This window comes from Pseudomonas sp. CFBP 8758, from assembly GCF_014841725.1.
GTDB classification, from domain to species: Bacteria; Pseudomonadota; Gammaproteobacteria; order Pseudomonadales; family Pseudomonadaceae; genus Aquipseudomonas; species Aquipseudomonas baltica.
Genome location: NZ_JACYUK010000001.1, coordinates 379262 through 393139 on the forward strand (window position 1 = coordinate 379262; position 13878 = coordinate 393139).

Annotated in this window: 15 protein-coding genes, 2 pseudogenes and 1 riboswitch; of the genes and pseudogenes, 3 read left to right on the forward strand and 14 right to left on the reverse strand. The window is 53.7% G+C overall.

The window, feature by feature from the left end:
* Nucleotides 1-29: 29 nt before the first annotated feature.
* A complete protein-coding gene (locus tag IFT75_RS01795; protein WP_029240727.1) occupies nucleotides 30-491 on the reverse strand; it encodes a DUF411 domain-containing protein in 462 nt (153 codons plus the stop codon).
* 282 nt (nucleotides 492-773) lie between these two features.
* Here IFT75_RS01795 and IFT75_RS01800 point away from each other — a divergent pair, with 282 nt between their 5' ends.
* Complete coding sequence (locus IFT75_RS01800) at nucleotides 774-1736, forward strand: tyrosine-type recombinase/integrase (RefSeq protein ID WP_003425065.1); 963 nt, start codon at nucleotides 774-776, stop codon at nucleotides 1734-1736.
* A 714-nt stretch (nucleotides 1737-2450) separates the two neighbouring features.
* On the opposite strand, the gene IFT75_RS01805 is transcribed toward IFT75_RS01800, so the two are convergent.
* The 3 genes from IFT75_RS01805 to IFT75_RS01815 all read right to left on the reverse strand — a co-directional run bounded on the left by IFT75_RS01805 (nucleotide 2451) and on the right by IFT75_RS01815 (nucleotide 5207).
* Nucleotides 2451-2831: a COG4315 family predicted lipoprotein gene (locus IFT75_RS01805; protein WP_003317528.1), complete on the reverse strand. Its 381-nt coding sequence runs from the start codon at nucleotides 2829-2831 to the stop codon at nucleotides 2451-2453.
* A 329-nt stretch (nucleotides 2832-3160) separates the two neighbouring features.
* Nucleotides 3161-4153 carry a beta-propeller fold lactonase family protein gene (locus tag IFT75_RS01810; RefSeq protein ID WP_192052983.1) on the reverse strand — a complete coding sequence of 331 codons (993 nt, stop codon included), beginning with the start codon at nucleotides 4151-4153 and terminating at the stop codon, nucleotides 3161-3163.
* Nucleotides 4154-4310: 157 nt separating this feature from the next.
* The gene (locus tag IFT75_RS01815; protein WP_003317531.1) at nucleotides 4311-5207 is read right to left on the reverse strand and encodes a LysR family transcriptional regulator; all 897 of its coding nucleotides are present in this window, start codon (nucleotides 5205-5207) and stop codon (nucleotides 4311-4313) included.
* Between the two features lie 117 nt (nucleotides 5208-5324).
* Here IFT75_RS01815 and IFT75_RS01820 point away from each other — a divergent pair, with 117 nt between their 5' ends.
* Nucleotides 5325-6494 (forward strand): TDT family transporter, encoded by a 1170-nt coding sequence (locus IFT75_RS01820; RefSeq protein ID WP_010428856.1) that lies wholly within the window; start codon nucleotides 5325-5327, stop codon nucleotides 6492-6494.
* Nucleotides 6495-6502: 8 nt separating this feature from the next.
* Here IFT75_RS01820 and IFT75_RS01825 read toward each other — a convergent pair whose 3' ends face one another.
* The 10 genes and pseudogenes from IFT75_RS01825 to IFT75_RS01870 form a co-directional block, all read right to left on the reverse strand.
* Entirely contained in the window at nucleotides 6503-7105 is a 603-nt protein-coding gene (locus IFT75_RS01825) for a uracil-DNA glycosylase (RefSeq protein ID WP_003317532.1), read from the reverse strand.
* Nucleotides 7105-7650: an inorganic diphosphatase gene (gene ppa, locus IFT75_RS01830; RefSeq protein WP_192052985.1), complete on the reverse strand. Its 546-nt coding sequence runs from the start codon at nucleotides 7648-7650 to the stop codon at nucleotides 7105-7107. The genes IFT75_RS01825 and ppa overlap by 1 nt, the downstream gene beginning before the upstream one ends.
* Before the next feature lie 115 nt (nucleotides 7651-7765).
* Nucleotides 7766-9049: a phosphopyruvate hydratase gene (eno, locus tag IFT75_RS01835; RefSeq protein WP_003317534.1), complete on the reverse strand. Its 1284-nt coding sequence runs from the start codon at nucleotides 9047-9049 to the stop codon at nucleotides 7766-7768.
* A gap of 73 nt (nucleotides 9050-9122) precedes the next feature.
* Entirely contained in the window at nucleotides 9123-9464 is a 342-nt protein-coding gene (locus IFT75_RS01840; RefSeq protein WP_003317535.1) for a hypothetical protein, read from the reverse strand.
* Between the two features lie 94 nt (nucleotides 9465-9558).
* Nucleotides 9559-9825: a hypothetical protein gene (locus IFT75_RS01845; RefSeq protein ID WP_003317536.1), complete on the reverse strand. Its 267-nt coding sequence runs from the start codon at nucleotides 9823-9825 to the stop codon at nucleotides 9559-9561.
* Nucleotides 9826-9867: 42 nt separating this feature from the next.
* Nucleotides 9868-10191: a DUF190 domain-containing protein gene (locus IFT75_RS01850; protein ID WP_003425060.1), complete on the reverse strand. Its 324-nt coding sequence runs from the start codon at nucleotides 10189-10191 to the stop codon at nucleotides 9868-9870.
* A gap of 80 nt (nucleotides 10192-10271) precedes the next feature.
* Nucleotides 10272-10636, reverse strand: a pseudogene (locus IFT75_RS01855) (hypothetical protein).
* The gene (locus tag IFT75_RS01860; RefSeq protein ID WP_011267047.1) at nucleotides 10633-11979 is read right to left on the reverse strand and encodes a voltage-gated chloride channel family protein; all 1347 of its coding nucleotides are present in this window, start codon (nucleotides 11977-11979) and stop codon (nucleotides 10633-10635) included. Before IFT75_RS01860 ends, IFT75_RS01855 begins: the two are co-directional and overlap by 4 nt.
* A gap of 80 nt (nucleotides 11980-12059) precedes the next feature.
* A riboswitch (Fluoride riboswitch) is annotated at nucleotides 12060-12132 on the reverse strand.
* A 95-nt stretch (nucleotides 12133-12227) separates the two neighbouring features.
* A complete protein-coding gene (locus IFT75_RS01865) occupies nucleotides 12228-12551 on the reverse strand; it encodes a DUF190 domain-containing protein (protein WP_003425054.1) in 324 nt (107 codons plus the stop codon).
* Between the two features lie 115 nt (nucleotides 12552-12666).
* Nucleotides 12667-13305 (reverse strand): annotated as a pseudogene (locus tag IFT75_RS01870) (arsenic resistance protein); the annotation flags it as partial.
* A 91-nt stretch (nucleotides 13306-13396) separates the two neighbouring features.
* Here IFT75_RS01870 and IFT75_RS01875 point away from each other — a divergent pair.
* A complete protein-coding gene (locus IFT75_RS01875) occupies nucleotides 13397-13831 on the forward strand; it encodes a MerR family transcriptional regulator (RefSeq protein ID WP_003425026.1) in 435 nt (144 codons plus the stop codon).
* Nucleotides 13832-13878 lie beyond the last annotated feature (47 nt).

Below are 13878 nucleotides of genomic sequence, written 5' to 3' on the forward strand. Positions count from 1 at the left end.
ACCAGGCTTGGCGAACATGAAACCGGTTGTCACTGCGCCGGGTAGTCAGCCACCACCTCCTGCTCGCCGGTCTTTTTCAGTCCGATGACCTGATAGGCGCTTTTATGCCCTGTTTCCATGCCCGGTGAGCCCATTGGCATGCCAGGTGCCGCCACGCCGATCAGGTCGGTCCGGCGTTCAAGCTCAGCGATCTGTTGGACCGGGACATGCCCCTCGATGAACTTGCCGTTCACCACACCGGTGTGACACGACATCAATTTCTCAGGCACACCCAGCTTGGCCTTCACCGGGCTCATGTTTTCTTCCAGATGGTCATTAACCGTGAAGCCATTGTCCCGCAGGTAAGCAATCCACTTGGAACAGCATCCGCAATTGGGGTCCCGGTACACGTCGATCACATGCGCAGGAGCGGCTTGCGCCACTGACGCTACAGCTAGTGCCATGGCCGCGACAGTGCGCCGTCCAGCGTCAGTAAGGCTTATGAATTTCATGTGCGGCCATCCTATAAACTGAGTGATTTGCAGCTTACCTTGCATCAATGAGATTTTGGACTGCTCAAGCGTTTGCACCAGTACCCCAACGTCATCCCACATGGTATTTGGACAGGGTTGAATCAACGCACTATGCATCGCTCGCTGCTTAATCAGTGTAAGAAATACGTTATCACCACTTATTGCCGTTTATCGGTTTTAGCAACGGCGGACTGATATAGCGATGATTTTGTGACCGAAAGCTTTGAGAGCGATTGCAGGATAGCCAATGATGAGAACGATATGCAGGAACTGACGAAAAACCATACGAATGATCAGCGTCGGCTCACGGCGGTCGAATTTCAGACGCTGGCCAAGGTTCCAGCCGCGGTCGAGTGGTTTGCCAACCTGGACAACCCTCGAACACGACGTGCTTACCAAAACGACCTGGAAGACTTCTGTAGTTTTATCGGCTTGGCTTCGGCCGATGAATTTCGGGTCGTGACCCGATCGCATGTTTTAGCCTGGCGAGCCCACCTCGAGCATCGCGGTTTGGCCGGAGCCACGATCCGGCGCAAATTGGCCGCGCTGGCCAGCCTCTTTGATCACCTCCTGGAGAACAATGCGATCGCCGGCGGCAATCCAGTGCATGGGGTAAAACGTCCCAGGATAGAAAGCAATGAAGGCAAGACGCCGGCGTTGGGTGACCACCAGGCGAAGGCGCTGCTCGAGGCGCCGGATGAAACAACACTTAAAGGGCAGCGCGACCGGGCGCTATTGGCTGTTCTTCTCTATCACGGACTGCGCCGTGAAGAAGCGGCGCTGCTGCAGGTGAGCGACATTCAGGAGCGCCGCGGTATTCAGCATCTGAAGGTTCACGGCAAGGGCGGCAAGGTGCGATACCTCCCGTTGCACCCGATCGCAGCCGGGCGTATTCATCAGTACCTGGAAAACTCAGAGCATCATCTGGCCGAACGGAAGGTGCCACTGTTCATGCCGCTGCGAGGTAAATTGACCGGCGCCGGTATCACGGCAAACGGCATCTATGCCGTCGTCACGGCCTACGCGAAAAAGGCCGGGATTGAGGTCGACGGCCTTGGGGTTCATGGACTCCGAGCAACGGCAGCCACCAACGCCTTGGAGCATGAAGCCGATATCGCCAAGGTCCAGGCCTGGCTGGGTCATGCCAACATCAGCACGACCAAGATCTACGATCGGCGGGAGAACCGGCCGGAGGATTCACCCACCTATAAAGTGAAGTATTAATTGAAGTGATCGAGGCCTAAGCGGCAGCTCACCCACGCGCACTGCCAAGGATGTGGTGCAACGCTGCCCATGGATGATGACCTTCCACATCGCTGGCTGGACAGGTGTCGGCATGTAGAAAGGGGCTTTCGCAGTCTTCCAGCGCTTGGCTTTCCATGCAGCCAGTGCATACAGCACGTCCGGCAACGATCGACCATCGACCGTTCCGTTCCTCAACACCTCGTTCAGTCTCCACTGTTTCGACTCCTCAGCGTACGTTTGTTAGATGCTGAAGGTAGCGCTGTGCGGGCCGATTTGATACGCCCAAAACCATACCCTTGTTTGAGTTGTAAGCCATGCGCACCAACCAACAAAGCGACGCCTGTTGGTCGGCTTATTAACGGCAGCTTTCGGCCATAAGCAGACCTTCGCCCGCATATTTACGATGCCCTACCGTTCTAATTGGCGTTGCCTCAGAATATCGGTCCACTAGCGGCTGGATGGAACCACCATGCGCATCGTCACAGACTCCCGGCCAAACGAAATCCTCAGGCTGGCGTTACGGGAATACGTCCAAGGTGTACCGTACCTCGGCCCCATTTTTCGTTGAAATGATCCATCAAAGATTTATGAGGCGCGGCGGCTGTATGTTGGCGAAAATATCAGGTGTGTATTCTTCTGGTTTGCGCCACTGACAAAGCCAGTGGCGTAAGCCAGCCTATTAATTATTTGACGTTACGGCTTGGCAACGTGCCAGACTTGGTTGACGCCGTCACCGGTTGTATCCCCTGGCTTGGTATCTTTGACCCAGCTGTAAAGTGGCATGCCTTTGTATGCCCATTGTTTTGTGCCATCGTCTCGAGTGATGACAGAGTAATCATGACCCGCTTTCGCGTCTGCGGATACCGGTAGAGGTGGCCAGTTTGAAGCGCATGGCCCATTGCAGACCGACTTGCCCGAGGTGTCCTTACCGAAGGTATAAAGAGTCATACCTTTTGCGTCTACGAGTACTTTTCCCTTGTCCGTTTCAGCAAGCTTGACTGGCGCATCGGCGAGCGCCAAACCCGACATGCAGCTGGCGGCAACAGCGACGGTGAGAATCATCTTTTTGAACATATGTATTTCCTTTGGTCATTTTTAATTTTTAGAAGACCCACCTGCCTCTGAAACGGCAAGCGATCAGACAATAGACGAGCCACAAACAGGTTAATTCGACTCCATAGAAAAAACGTCCCGATATCATTTTTTGCTGGAATGCTGGGCTCTCCCCCCCCCCGGACCCTGTGCCTTCCTCAATTGAGCAAAGCGACGCTCACGGTCAAGCATCATTGGCTCATCTCAATGAGCGACGGCGATCCATCATCCAGGACTCATCATTTTCACTCATTATTATTCACTTGGTCGTGGAGTATCAGCAGGCCCCCATGAAGGCCTGCGCTGTTCAATCAGTCGGCCTTGAGCGTCGACACCACCTTGTTGCTGGCGAGATCGACTGTGGAGATACTCAAGTCCTCATTGAGGACATACGCCTTCGACTTGTCTTTGGTGAAGACAATGGCCTGGCGGGGTGCCTTCAAACCGGTCACAGTGGTGGTCACTTTCAGCGTTTTGGTGTCGATCACTGAAAGGCTGTTGTCACCGAGGTTACCCGAGTAGACGTGCAGCCCGTCTGGAGTGAGGGCTGCGCCGTAGGGGTCTTTGCCAACAATGACGGTGGTTGTGATGGCGCGTTTTTGAGTGTCGACAACTGCGATGCTGTTACTGCCGCTGTTAGCCGCGTACAGCGTATTGCCGTCCGCCGATATGGAGATGGCGCGCAACTTGTTGAAGCCAGTGATCTCACCTTCAATCGTATTGGTCTTGCTGTCGACCAAGGTAATTTTGTCCCCAAGAAAGTTGGTGACATAGACGGTTTTGCCGTCAGGACTTACTCGGATGCCCTGGCGCGGTTGGGAGAAGCCAGGTACCACAGCTACTGGCCGCTGGTGATCAAGGTCAATGACCGACAGCGTGCTGGCCGCTTCATTGTTGACGTAGAGCAGGCTTCCGTCCTTGCTGAGTGTGGTACCAAAAGCACCTGCGCCCAACGGAATATCTGCGATCACTTTTAAAGTCTTGGTGTCAATCTTGCGCACGACCCCCAAACTGCTGTCGGAGAGGTAGAACACATCGCCATTTGGCGAAAACACAATATTTCGCGGCGTGACGTAGCCGGTGAGAACCTGGCGAACCTTACCGGTTTTCAAATCATAAACCACTACATCTGGACGCTGACTGTAAGAGACCACCGCCGTCGTTTCATCAGGGCTGACGGCCAGCGAGTTGTTGTGAATATCGCCGTCAAACGTCCAGCGATCTTGCGCGGCCCACGCGCTCATCGATGCGGCCAACGCAACACCCAACGTCAGGGCTGTGACGGTTTTCTTTATCACATTCATCAGAATTTCCTCATAGGGTAAGCAAGGCACCCAGTCGCGCCTTGGCATATACAACTCGTTCATCGCTGCAGGGCAATGAGTTGACTTTATGCGTCGTTGATAAATTCCGGAAACAACTTGTTTTGGTAGCTCTTACCTGTTTTATAAATAGGTCTAGCTACTCCTGGCTCACGAATTGACTGCATTTTTCCCAGAATCGCTCAAGCCCAGGCGAGATGTATTTGTCCCGGTGACGGATCAGAAAAAAACGTCGGGTCAGTGCAGGCAACGCGTGCGGCAGTTCAACCAAGACTTCAGAGGCCAGTAGATCCCGAACGACCCAGCGGGACAGGCAACTGATGCCGATGCCTTGTGCGAGGGTATGCTTGATGGCCTCTGAACTGCCGATCTGGCGCGTTTCGGCGAGATCGTGCAAATGACGCAGCAGCAATTGTTCGACTTCTTCACGGGTACCAGAACCTGGCTCGCGCAGTAGCCATTCAGCGGTACGAAGATCATCAAGTGTGACCTGCTGCTTTAGTGCCAAGGGGTGCCGTTGGCCTGCGGCAATAAGCAACTCATCAATTAGCCAAGGCTCGGCACTGAGTTCGGGCAGGTGGCAAGGCCCCTCGATCAGGCCCATATCAATCTCGAAATCAGCGACTCTTCTTGCGATAGCCATGCTGTTGGCCATGTCGACATCGACCCTCAAATGTGGTGTTGATTGACGTAGCTCACCGAGAATCAATGGCAGAACATAATTGCCTATCGTGGTACTGCATCCTACCCGCAAGCGTGTCTTCAGCCCGGCATGGCCGGGTAAGAAACTGGCCTCTATCTGTTGTGCATTCTCAAGCATCCTTCTGGCTTGAGGCAGTAAGGCATGGCCGTTATCGTTCAGCACTAAACGCTTGCCTACACGGTCGAACAGCCTGGTATCCAAGGCGCTTTCCAACTCGTTCAGTGCGGCGCTGGTTGCAGATTGGGACAGTGACACCGAAATGGCGGCGCTGGTGGTGCTACCGTGCTGCGCGACGGCGCAGAAAATTTGTAGCTGGCGTAGGCTTAGCTTCATGTAATCTACCTTCTTTATAGGTCATATAAACCTATACTATCCGTTTTTACCGCTATTCCCATCAAGCTATACTTCAACCATGTCATATCGAAGGCACACTGAAGCGGGAGCGCGAAAATGAGTGAGACACGACTCGCAGCTATAATGGGCGGCAGCCATCCACTGGCGGCTTTGTCCAATCCACGAGAAGCGATCCGGCAGTTCACACCCAACTGGTTCGCCGCCACGATGGGCACCGGGATTCTGGCGCTGGCTCTGGGCCAACTGCCCTTTGTTGCGCAGTGGCCCAAAGCGTTAGGGGAAGCCTTGTGGTTTTTTAATATCGTGCTGTTTTGCCTGTTTACGCTGATGTACGCGAGCCGTTGGGTATTGTTCTTCGATGAGGCCAAACAGATCTTCGGCCACTCCACTGTATCGATGTTTTTTGGAACTATCCCCATGGGATTGGCGACCATCATCAACGGTTTTCTCCTTTATGGTTTGCCACGCTGGGGGGGTGGGGTAGTCGCTTTAGCCGAAGTGTTGTGGTGGATCGATGTCACCATGGCATTGGCCTGCGGGGTGCTGATCCCGTATATGATGTTTACTCGCCAGCAGCACAGCATTGATCAGATGACAGCGGTATGGCTGCTGCCAGTAGTTGCGGCTGAGGTGGCTGCCGCCAGTGGCGGTCTATTGGCTCCGCACCTCGCTGATGCGAGCGCACAGTTCACCATGCTCATCACCAGCTACGTGCTGTGGGCCTACTCGGTGCCCGTCGCCTTGAGCATACTGGTGATCCTGTTACTGCGCATGGCTCTGCACAAACTACCTCATGAAAGCATGGCAGCATCGAGCTGGCTGTCTTTAGGGCCGATCGGTACCGGGGCTTTGGGGATGTTGCTGCTGGGCAACGATGCTCCAGCAATCTTTGCTGCCCATGGAATGGCAAGCATCGGCGGCGTAGCCGAGGGCATTGGCTTGATCGGTGGTGTGCTGTTCTGGGGGCTGGGATTGTGGTGGATGGTATTGGCGCTGCTAATTACCGGGCGCTACTTCAGGGAGGGCATTCCCTTCAACCTCGGCTGGTGGGGCTTCACCTTTCCGCTGGGAGTGTACGCCGTAACAACCCTCAAATTGGGCTCTATGCTGCACCTCACGTTCTTTAGCTTCTTTGGCGTGGTGCTGGTGTTGATGCTGACTGTCATGTGGATGATCGTCGCGGCTAAAACCCTGGCTGGTGCCTATCGCGGCAACTTGTTCGTCTCGCCGTGTATCCACTCGCTGAGCAAGGCGAGCAAAACCTGAGCCTTTGGCTACTTGATCGACTGTTTGGCGTGACGCAGTGTGGACAAAATGCGCTGCCTAACATTCGGGTGAGTGCAAACGGAAAGGGGGCTTGGGTGTGGCATTTCCAGCAATGAAAAATTAGGGAAGGCGAGCCGAACACGCGGTATGGCTTTCTGGGCAACACGTCCGGCAAACACGATAGTGACGAGATCAGGGAAAAGCGTCAGTAGCGTGATCAGCATCTCGATACCTTCCTCAATTTGCGCTCTGCGGAGCGGACCCTTGGGCTTATCGAGATCTGGTAACCAAGGGTACAAATTCCAAAGGACGGTTTTGTGACGTGCCAGTCCAACCTGCTCAATGAAACCTTTCAGGTTGCGTTGTGCAGGCCCCGGATTGTCTCTTGAGACATACCGTGGAAGACTGACCGTTCGAGCGGGCGATTCCAACAAGATCAATACCCTTGCGAAGACGCCGCCATCCAGTGGATCGAAATACGGTAATGTTCTTTCGCCCGTGGACTGGGCCATTACCCAGCGCGTCAATTCAGCAGTTTTCGGCAGCAGCAAAAAGTCTTCTCTTACCTTAAGAGAAATTTCCTGCTCTGCGCTTTTCTGATTGAGTAACACTACTTGGAAGCGTCCTTCTTCAGGTTATAGGCCGCTACCGATTTACGAATATCTTCCCGCGCTTCGTCTGCGCTCCCCCAGCGGCCCATTTTCACCCACTTACCCGGCTCTAACGCTTTGTAGTTTTCGAAGAAGTGCTGAATCTGTGCGAGGAGTAACGCAGGGAGGTCAGAGCATTCCTTTACATTGCTGTACATAGAGCTGAGTTTTTCATGAGGCACTGCGATTACCTTGGCATCCGCACCAGCTTCGTCCGTCATGTACATCACACCTACTGGGCGACTGCGGATGACAACGCCAGGTGATACCGGGTAAGGGCAAATCACGAGGACGTCCAAAGGATCGCCGTCATCGCTCAAGGTATTTGGAATGAACCCGTAGTTAGCCGGGTAGAACATCGGCGTGCTGAGGAAGCGATCAACGAAGATCTGTCCACTTGGCTTGTCCACCTCGTACTTGATCGGCGAGTGGTTTGCAGGAATCTCGATAACGGTGAAGAAGTCATCGGGGATCGCGTTACCAGCTGGAATATCCGTGTAGCTCATGCTCATATCTCCAAGCGTCTAGGAAAGGCCAATGCCACTGACGTTTTTGCCAACAGCTATACGTGGTTCGTTTTTTTACGGTAACCAGTCCAACAGGTTTACCGGCGATAGGCCGTCAGCGCACGAATGCATCATGTCCTGCATAAAACGCACGGCTGCCAAGATCCTCTTCTATTCGCAGAAACTGATTGTATTTCTCGACCCGCTCCCCCCGGCATGGAGCTCCTGTCTTGAGATGGCCAGTCCCCATCGCGACAGTCAGATCAGCGATGGAGCTGTCCACCGTCTCCCCGCTACGATGAGAAACCATCGCCCCCCAATTTGCCCCATAGGCCATTTCGATGGCGGCTTTGGTCTCAGTCAGCGTTCCGATTTGATTAGGTTTGATCAATACGGCATTGGCGACGTTTTCTGTGATGCCTCGCTGAATCCGTTCGACATTGGTGACAAATAGGTCATCTCCAACCAACTCGATCCGGTCACCCAGAGCTGCATTCAATAGCTTCCAGCCTGACCAATCGTCTTCCGCGAGTCCATCTTCCAGTACCGCAATCGGATACTTGTCGACCCAGGAGGAATAGAGATTAATCAGCTCTTGAGCATCGACCTTACGACCCTCAGAGCGCAGATGGTAAAGGCCGTTTTCATAGAAGCCGCTGGATGCTGGATCGATAGCGATCTCGATCTGAGATCCAGGGGTGTAACCAGCCCTCTCGATTGCCTTGATGATCAGCTCAATGGCGTCTGAGTTTTTCTTGAGTGCCGGCGCAAAGCCGCCCTCATCTCCGACCGCTGTTGAATAGCCGGCGTCCTTAAGCACCGCTTTCAGCTCGTGGTACACCTCGGAGCCCCATCGCAAGGCTTCCTTGAAACTGCCAGCCCCTGTAGGTGCAATCATGAATTCCTGAAAGTCAGGGCCTTGCCAGTTGGCGTGAACACCGCCATTGAGAATATTGAACATCGGGACGGGCATTCTTGCTGCTTGCTCGCCGCCCAGATATTGGAACAAGGGCAAGTTCAGCGCAGAAGCCGCCGCTCTGGCAACGGCGAGGCTCACGCCCAAGATCGCGTTTCCTCCAAGCCTGGATTTATCAGAGGTTCCATCCAGCTTAATCATCAAATGATCAATTTGTTCCTGGTCAATCGCATTCATGCCCCTCAGAGACTCAAGTATTTCGGTATTCACATTGCTAACGGCCTTTAACACTCCCTTGCCGGAGTACCGCTGTGTATCTTTGTCACGCAACTCAACTGCTTCGTGAGCGCCTGTAGAGGCACCGGACGGTACTGAAGCCCGGCCCATGGCGCCGCACTCCAAGGTGACGTCGACTTCAACGGTAGGGTTACCGCGTGAATCGAGAATTTCACGTGCATGAATGGCCTGGATTTGCGTTTTCATTGATCTTCTCCAAGTAACGATTCGGGAGCGTCATTAACCATTTGAATCCGTTGAGAGGCCTCTATGTCGGACGTCAGCTCTCCATGAGTATCCTGAACAGCTGCACTGCCGACACCGCAATTGCGGGAACCAAGAAGCCTCCAATAATTAGTTCAGGAATCTCTCCCACCAAGGGCATGAACTGCCCTCTTTTTGCCATCTGGAAAAGCTCCATCATTTGGTTTGAAGCAACCATTACAGAGCAGCAATACGCCGTCTGGGCTTGTAGCCTGACGCGCCTTTGATTTAGCAGATGAAAGGTCAGCAAGGACACTCCAACGCTTACGATGAAAAGCGCGGCGAACTCATAGACGGATCCTGTGAAAAACCTGCCCATCACAAGCCCGAATACGATGCTCAGCGTCACTGCGCTCATGTGGTCTCCCAATTCTCTAAAATGATTTTGATGAGCCGACGTCGGTGAGCTCCATTTCGCGATCTCATCTTTGGATTGCCAACCGCCATCGCGCTCAATGTTGCTGTGCTCTCAGCTCGTAGCCCGGTACGCAGGTCTGGGCTACGTCGGCCTTGCAGGACTTTTCACTGGGCATACGCATCGTGACTAATGCGCCTTCGAGCGGGGTGACGACGTACCACCCCTCGCTCGAAATCTTTTGATTGTCTGCGATGCCCGCCAGAAAAAGCGACCAAAAAACCAGTCCTACGAGGAGCTGCCTGTTGTCATGAGCCCAGTTAGCGGGGGCTGGCTGTGGACGTAGGTTATAAACTCGGTACATGGCGTTTATCCTTTTTATCGGTTGTCCAACAAGGTGCGTTTTTTAGTTTTTCGCCTGGCCCACTCGACCGTATTCGATGGGCAATTTGATATAGCTCAGTGAAAACGACTCCTTGGCCAATGCCTCCAGCAACCTGTCGCACCCAATTTCATCAGTGGATATAGTCACCGTGACGGGATGGTCGGCACCGCCGAGGAAATGCGCCGTATGCAAATGCCCCAAATGATCTAGCCCCTCTGTACCGCTCACCAACGTCGCACCCAACGCGCCCTCTCGCTTGGCGAACTCGACCAACCACTCTCCCAGTGGAAGGTGCTGGTAGTTGGTACTCTGTTCGGTGAAAAACGTCAGTTGAAAGCCGTTCATAGCTACATCCTCTAATGTCGCGAGTGACCGACGCTTCGGTCGGCCTTACCTCTTCATTTCCGAGCTGTTTTCAAACTGAATTACGACGCGTCAGTGAGCGGTAACTCACATAAGAGAAGAACTGCTCGCACCTTGCGTAACTCGTCAGCGTGGTCGCGCAGGTATGCGCGCAGCTTGTCCTCTGTATCTAGCAATTCCAGACACTGGGATGACGCATATCGCCAAGCTCCGGGTGATGATGGGAGATGCGATGGCCTGGCAAATAACCTGCAGAAATCGTCTTGAGCATGACCTGCTCAATTCTTGCTTTTTGAGCAACTTTAAGGAGGTGCTGGGCTAGTGCAGGTGCGCTTAGGTGGTGCCAGAAGCTGGTCACGCGAGCCCGGCTAGCGCCAGGAAAATAGAGTTGCAAAGCTGTCAGGCGATCTTGGTGATGTTCAATCATTTCTCTTCCCCCGCAAGAGTCACTTTCCGCTCGCTGGCGGATTCACTTTGAGCATGAAATTGCTTGATATCAGAGAGCCGGATTTCCTCCGGAAGAGGACGGTGATGCTTGCTGTGGCCGACGCGCTGGGCGTGATAGATCCCGGTGTGTCCGGATACGAGGTAACTTGCGATACAGGCAATGGCTGCAAGCGGAGCAATTTCGGGCCCGAAGAGCTCCATGGCCATAACGATGGTTGCCAGTGGCGTATTAGCTGCACCGGCAAAGACGGCGACAAAGCCGATACCAGCCAGCATGCCGAAGGGAAGGTGCAAGAGGGGAGCCAGCGCATTCCCCAAGGTGGCACCGATGTAAAACAGCGGTGTGACTTCGCCGCCCTTGAATCCAGTCCCCAGGGAGACAACGGTGAACACCATCTTTCCAAGCCAGTCCCAAGGGGCCATTGGCATTTGAAAGGATTGGACGATGCTCGGAATGCCTAGCCCGATGTACTTATCAACGTCGATGTAATGGTTACTACCGAGCGCCCACACTGCGACTGCGATCAGCAGGCCGCCGGCGAAGGGTCTTAATGGTGAATAGGTGATAAGCCGCTTAACGAAGGCTCCGAGCTTGTGGGTCGCAGTCGCGAATAGCAGGCCGGTAAGGCCAAAGACAATCCCAGCTGCCACCACAGCCATGACGCTCCACAGCTGCACCGGAACCACTTCGCCAATGACGTAATGCGTGTGAACCACGCCCCAGGCTTGCCCCACCTGGTCAGCAACGATTGCCGCAACCACGCAAGGGAAAAGCGCGTCGTAACGCATACGTCCAATGGCCAATACTTCAAGTCCGAATAAAGCCCCGGCAAGAGGGGTGCCGAAGACGGACGCAAAGCCAGCACTGATACCGGCCATGAGAATCACCCGACGGTCTTCGCGGCGCAGACGGAAGACATGCGTCAGTTGATCGGCAAGGGCACCGCCCATTTGCACCGCCGTCCCCTCACGTCCCACAGATGCACCAAAAAGGTGGGAAACCACGGTTCCGATCAGCACCATCGGCACCATGCGCAAAGGCACGATCTTCTTAGGATCATGGATCTCATCGATGATCAGGTTGTTTCCGGCATCAACGGGTTTGCCTATCAAGTGATATGCAAGTCCCACAGCAAAGCCGGCCACTGGCAGGAGCCAGATTACCCAGGGATGGGTTTCTCGCCACTGGGTGGCATGATCCAAAGAAAGCAGGAATAACGCAGAAGCAGAGCCTGCCAAAAGAGCTACAAGACCAGCAAGCGCAAGCCATTTCGCTATATAGGGCAGTAAGTCGAGTTGTTCAGGTCGTCGAAATTTAGACATTTGGCCAGCCACAAAAAATAAGTGGGCCTGACCAAAGAAGGGATTCTAAGCGCGAACGCCTACAGACCTGGTTTGATCAGGTTTCTGTAGGCATCATCAGCTGCTACGGGCGCAGCGGTTTGTTAATGGAGGAATGCCATCTCCAATGCGCCGATCTTAGCTAGGTCTGTCCAAAATGTAAAATCGTGTTTCGGAGTACGAGGCAAGCGAAGGCGTCTTCGAGTCACCGCTTACGAAAGAGGGCCAAACTAGGTGACCTCTGTTCCGACGAAGCCCAGCTCAACTGGGGTTTTTATGTAAAACAACGAGATATCTTCAAGCTCCAATCGCTTGAATAACTGTTCAGATTCGTCCTCGGTAATGGCCATACGAATTTCGGTAGGCTGATCCGCTAGTTCAAAAAAATGCGAGGAATGCAGCCGGCCGGTATGCCCAAAGCCTTCGATACCTGTGGACAGAGTCGCACCCCGCAGTCCCATTTCTTTCGCCAAATCAACGACCCAGTCGCCGAGCATCTTTCCCTGATAGCGACGATTCTGTTGAGTAAAGAAGGTCACCAGAAAAGCTTTCATGTTCCTCTCCTCAGCGCGTGTTGATTATTTGATAGGACAGAAGCCCGGCAGCCGTCATTACCAGCGAGCCCACGACGTGTAGTGAAACTGAGCCTAGCGCCCAGGGCAGCCTACCCATCACGACCAATACAGCCGCCATAGCCGGTACAGGCATCCAGGCCCATGCGTTGTTCCAGCTTTCAACGATGCGTGATCTCTTTGCCCCGGCAGCTGTTGCTACCGCTAAGACCAAAGGCAAAGCGATCAGCATCACAAAGGCCTCAACAAATGGGCCTATAGAAATGACCACTGTTGAGTCGTTACCCAGCATGAAGGTCAGGTACACCGGCAGCAGTACAAGCTGCATCAAAAGAAGCAATGGGGTGGCCGCCAGAGTGAGTTTGGAGTCGCCTTTACCGATATGGGTAAAAACCACCACATAGTCGATACAAGGCGTCAGCAAGACCAACAGGGCACCCACCAAAATCGCCGGGTGATTGGTTATCCCCATCGTCAATGCCCAAACCAGCAAGGGGATTGCCACGAAGTTGGCTGTGAGCAGCGCCGCCATGAAACGCTTATTTGCGAGGCCATTACGGAGATCCAAGAACGGGATCTGTAGAAACATGGCGTACATCAGCACTGCGATGGTGGGTGTCACCGTCGACCCTAATGCTTCAGACGCATTGGGGGCGAGCAGGCCTCCGAGGGCCGCGACAATGACCGCGACGAAGTAAATGGGAATCTGGTTAGTCTCTAGCTGTTCTCTGTCCACAAAATGCCCTTCAAGCGCGTGAAATTATTTTCTGAAGACAGGTTAATATCTGTAGCTGCTACAGGTTCAAGAAAATGCTTGGGGAGTTTGCATGTCAGGAATCGGGGCGCTGTCGAAATCAACGGGTTGCCACATTGAAACGATTCGCTACTACGAGAAAATAGGCCTTTTACCTCCCGCCCTGCGGTCGACTGGGCGTCATCGAATCTATACTGAAAAGCATCGATCAAGACTCGTCTTCATCCGGCAGAATCGTGAATTGGGTTTCCCGCTCGAAGATATCCGAGAACTCATCGCGCTCGCAGCAGATGCTGATCGTCCGTGCGCTGACGCGCTTTCGGTGGTCAAGAAGCACCTAGCGGAAGTAGAGTCGAAGGTAGCAAAGCTTCAGCAAATCCGGGTAGAGCTGCTCTCAATGGCAGGTATGTGTGAGTCAACATGCTTAGGTTCGAACACTCCAGACTGCACGATTGTTGAGTCACTTTTTGAACCTGCTGCTGGGGTTCGCTCTGGTTGCTGCTCCTAGACGAGTCAAGAGCATAGGGGGAGCAAGCTGCCATCGAAACCGAATAG

Bases quoted from the DNA above. Each gene is read 5' to 3' on its own strand.
- IFT75_RS01795 (WP_029240727.1), bottom strand. From the start codon at position 491: ATGAAATTCATAAGCCTTACTGACGCTGGACGGCGCACTGTCGCGGCC.
- IFT75_RS01800 (WP_003425065.1), top strand. From the start codon at position 774: ATGCAGGAACTGACGAAAAACCATACGAATGATCAGCGTCGGCTCACG.
- IFT75_RS01805 (WP_003317528.1), bottom strand. From the start codon at position 2,831: ATGTTCAAAAAGATGATTCTCACCGTCGCTGTTGCCGCCAGCTGCATG.
- IFT75_RS01810 (WP_192052983.1), bottom strand. From the start codon at position 4,153: ATGAATGTGATAAAGAAAACCGTCACAGCCCTGACGTTGGGTGTTGCG.
- IFT75_RS01815 (WP_003317531.1), bottom strand. From the start codon at position 5,207: ATGAAGCTAAGCCTACGCCAGCTACAAATTTTCTGCGCCGTCGCGCAG.
- IFT75_RS01820 (WP_010428856.1), top strand. From the start codon at position 5,325: ATGAGTGAGACACGACTCGCAGCTATAATGGGCGGCAGCCATCCACTG.
- ppa (WP_192052985.1), bottom strand. From the start codon at position 7,650: ATGAGCTACACGGATATTCCAGCTGGTAACGCGATCCCCGATGACTTC.
- eno (WP_003317534.1), bottom strand. From the start codon at position 9,049: ATGAAAACGCAAATCCAGGCCATTCATGCACGTGAAATTCTCGATTCA.
- IFT75_RS01840 (WP_003317535.1), bottom strand. From the start codon at position 9,464: ATGAGCGCAGTGACGCTGAGCATCGTATTCGGGCTTGTGATGGGCAGG.
- IFT75_RS01845 (WP_003317536.1), bottom strand. From the start codon at position 9,825: ATGTACCGAGTTTATAACCTACGTCCACAGCCAGCCCCCGCTAACTGG.
- IFT75_RS01850 (WP_003425060.1), bottom strand. From the start codon at position 10,191: ATGAACGGCTTTCAACTGACGTTTTTCACCGAACAGAGTACCAACTAC.
- IFT75_RS01860 (WP_011267047.1), bottom strand. From the start codon at position 11,979: ATGTCTAAATTTCGACGACCTGAACAACTCGACTTACTGCCCTATATA.
- IFT75_RS01865 (WP_003425054.1), bottom strand. From the start codon at position 12,551: ATGAAAGCTTTTCTGGTGACCTTCTTTACTCAACAGAATCGTCGCTAT.
- IFT75_RS01875 (WP_003425026.1), top strand. From the start codon at position 13,397: ATGTCAGGAATCGGGGCGCTGTCGAAATCAACGGGTTGCCACATTGAA.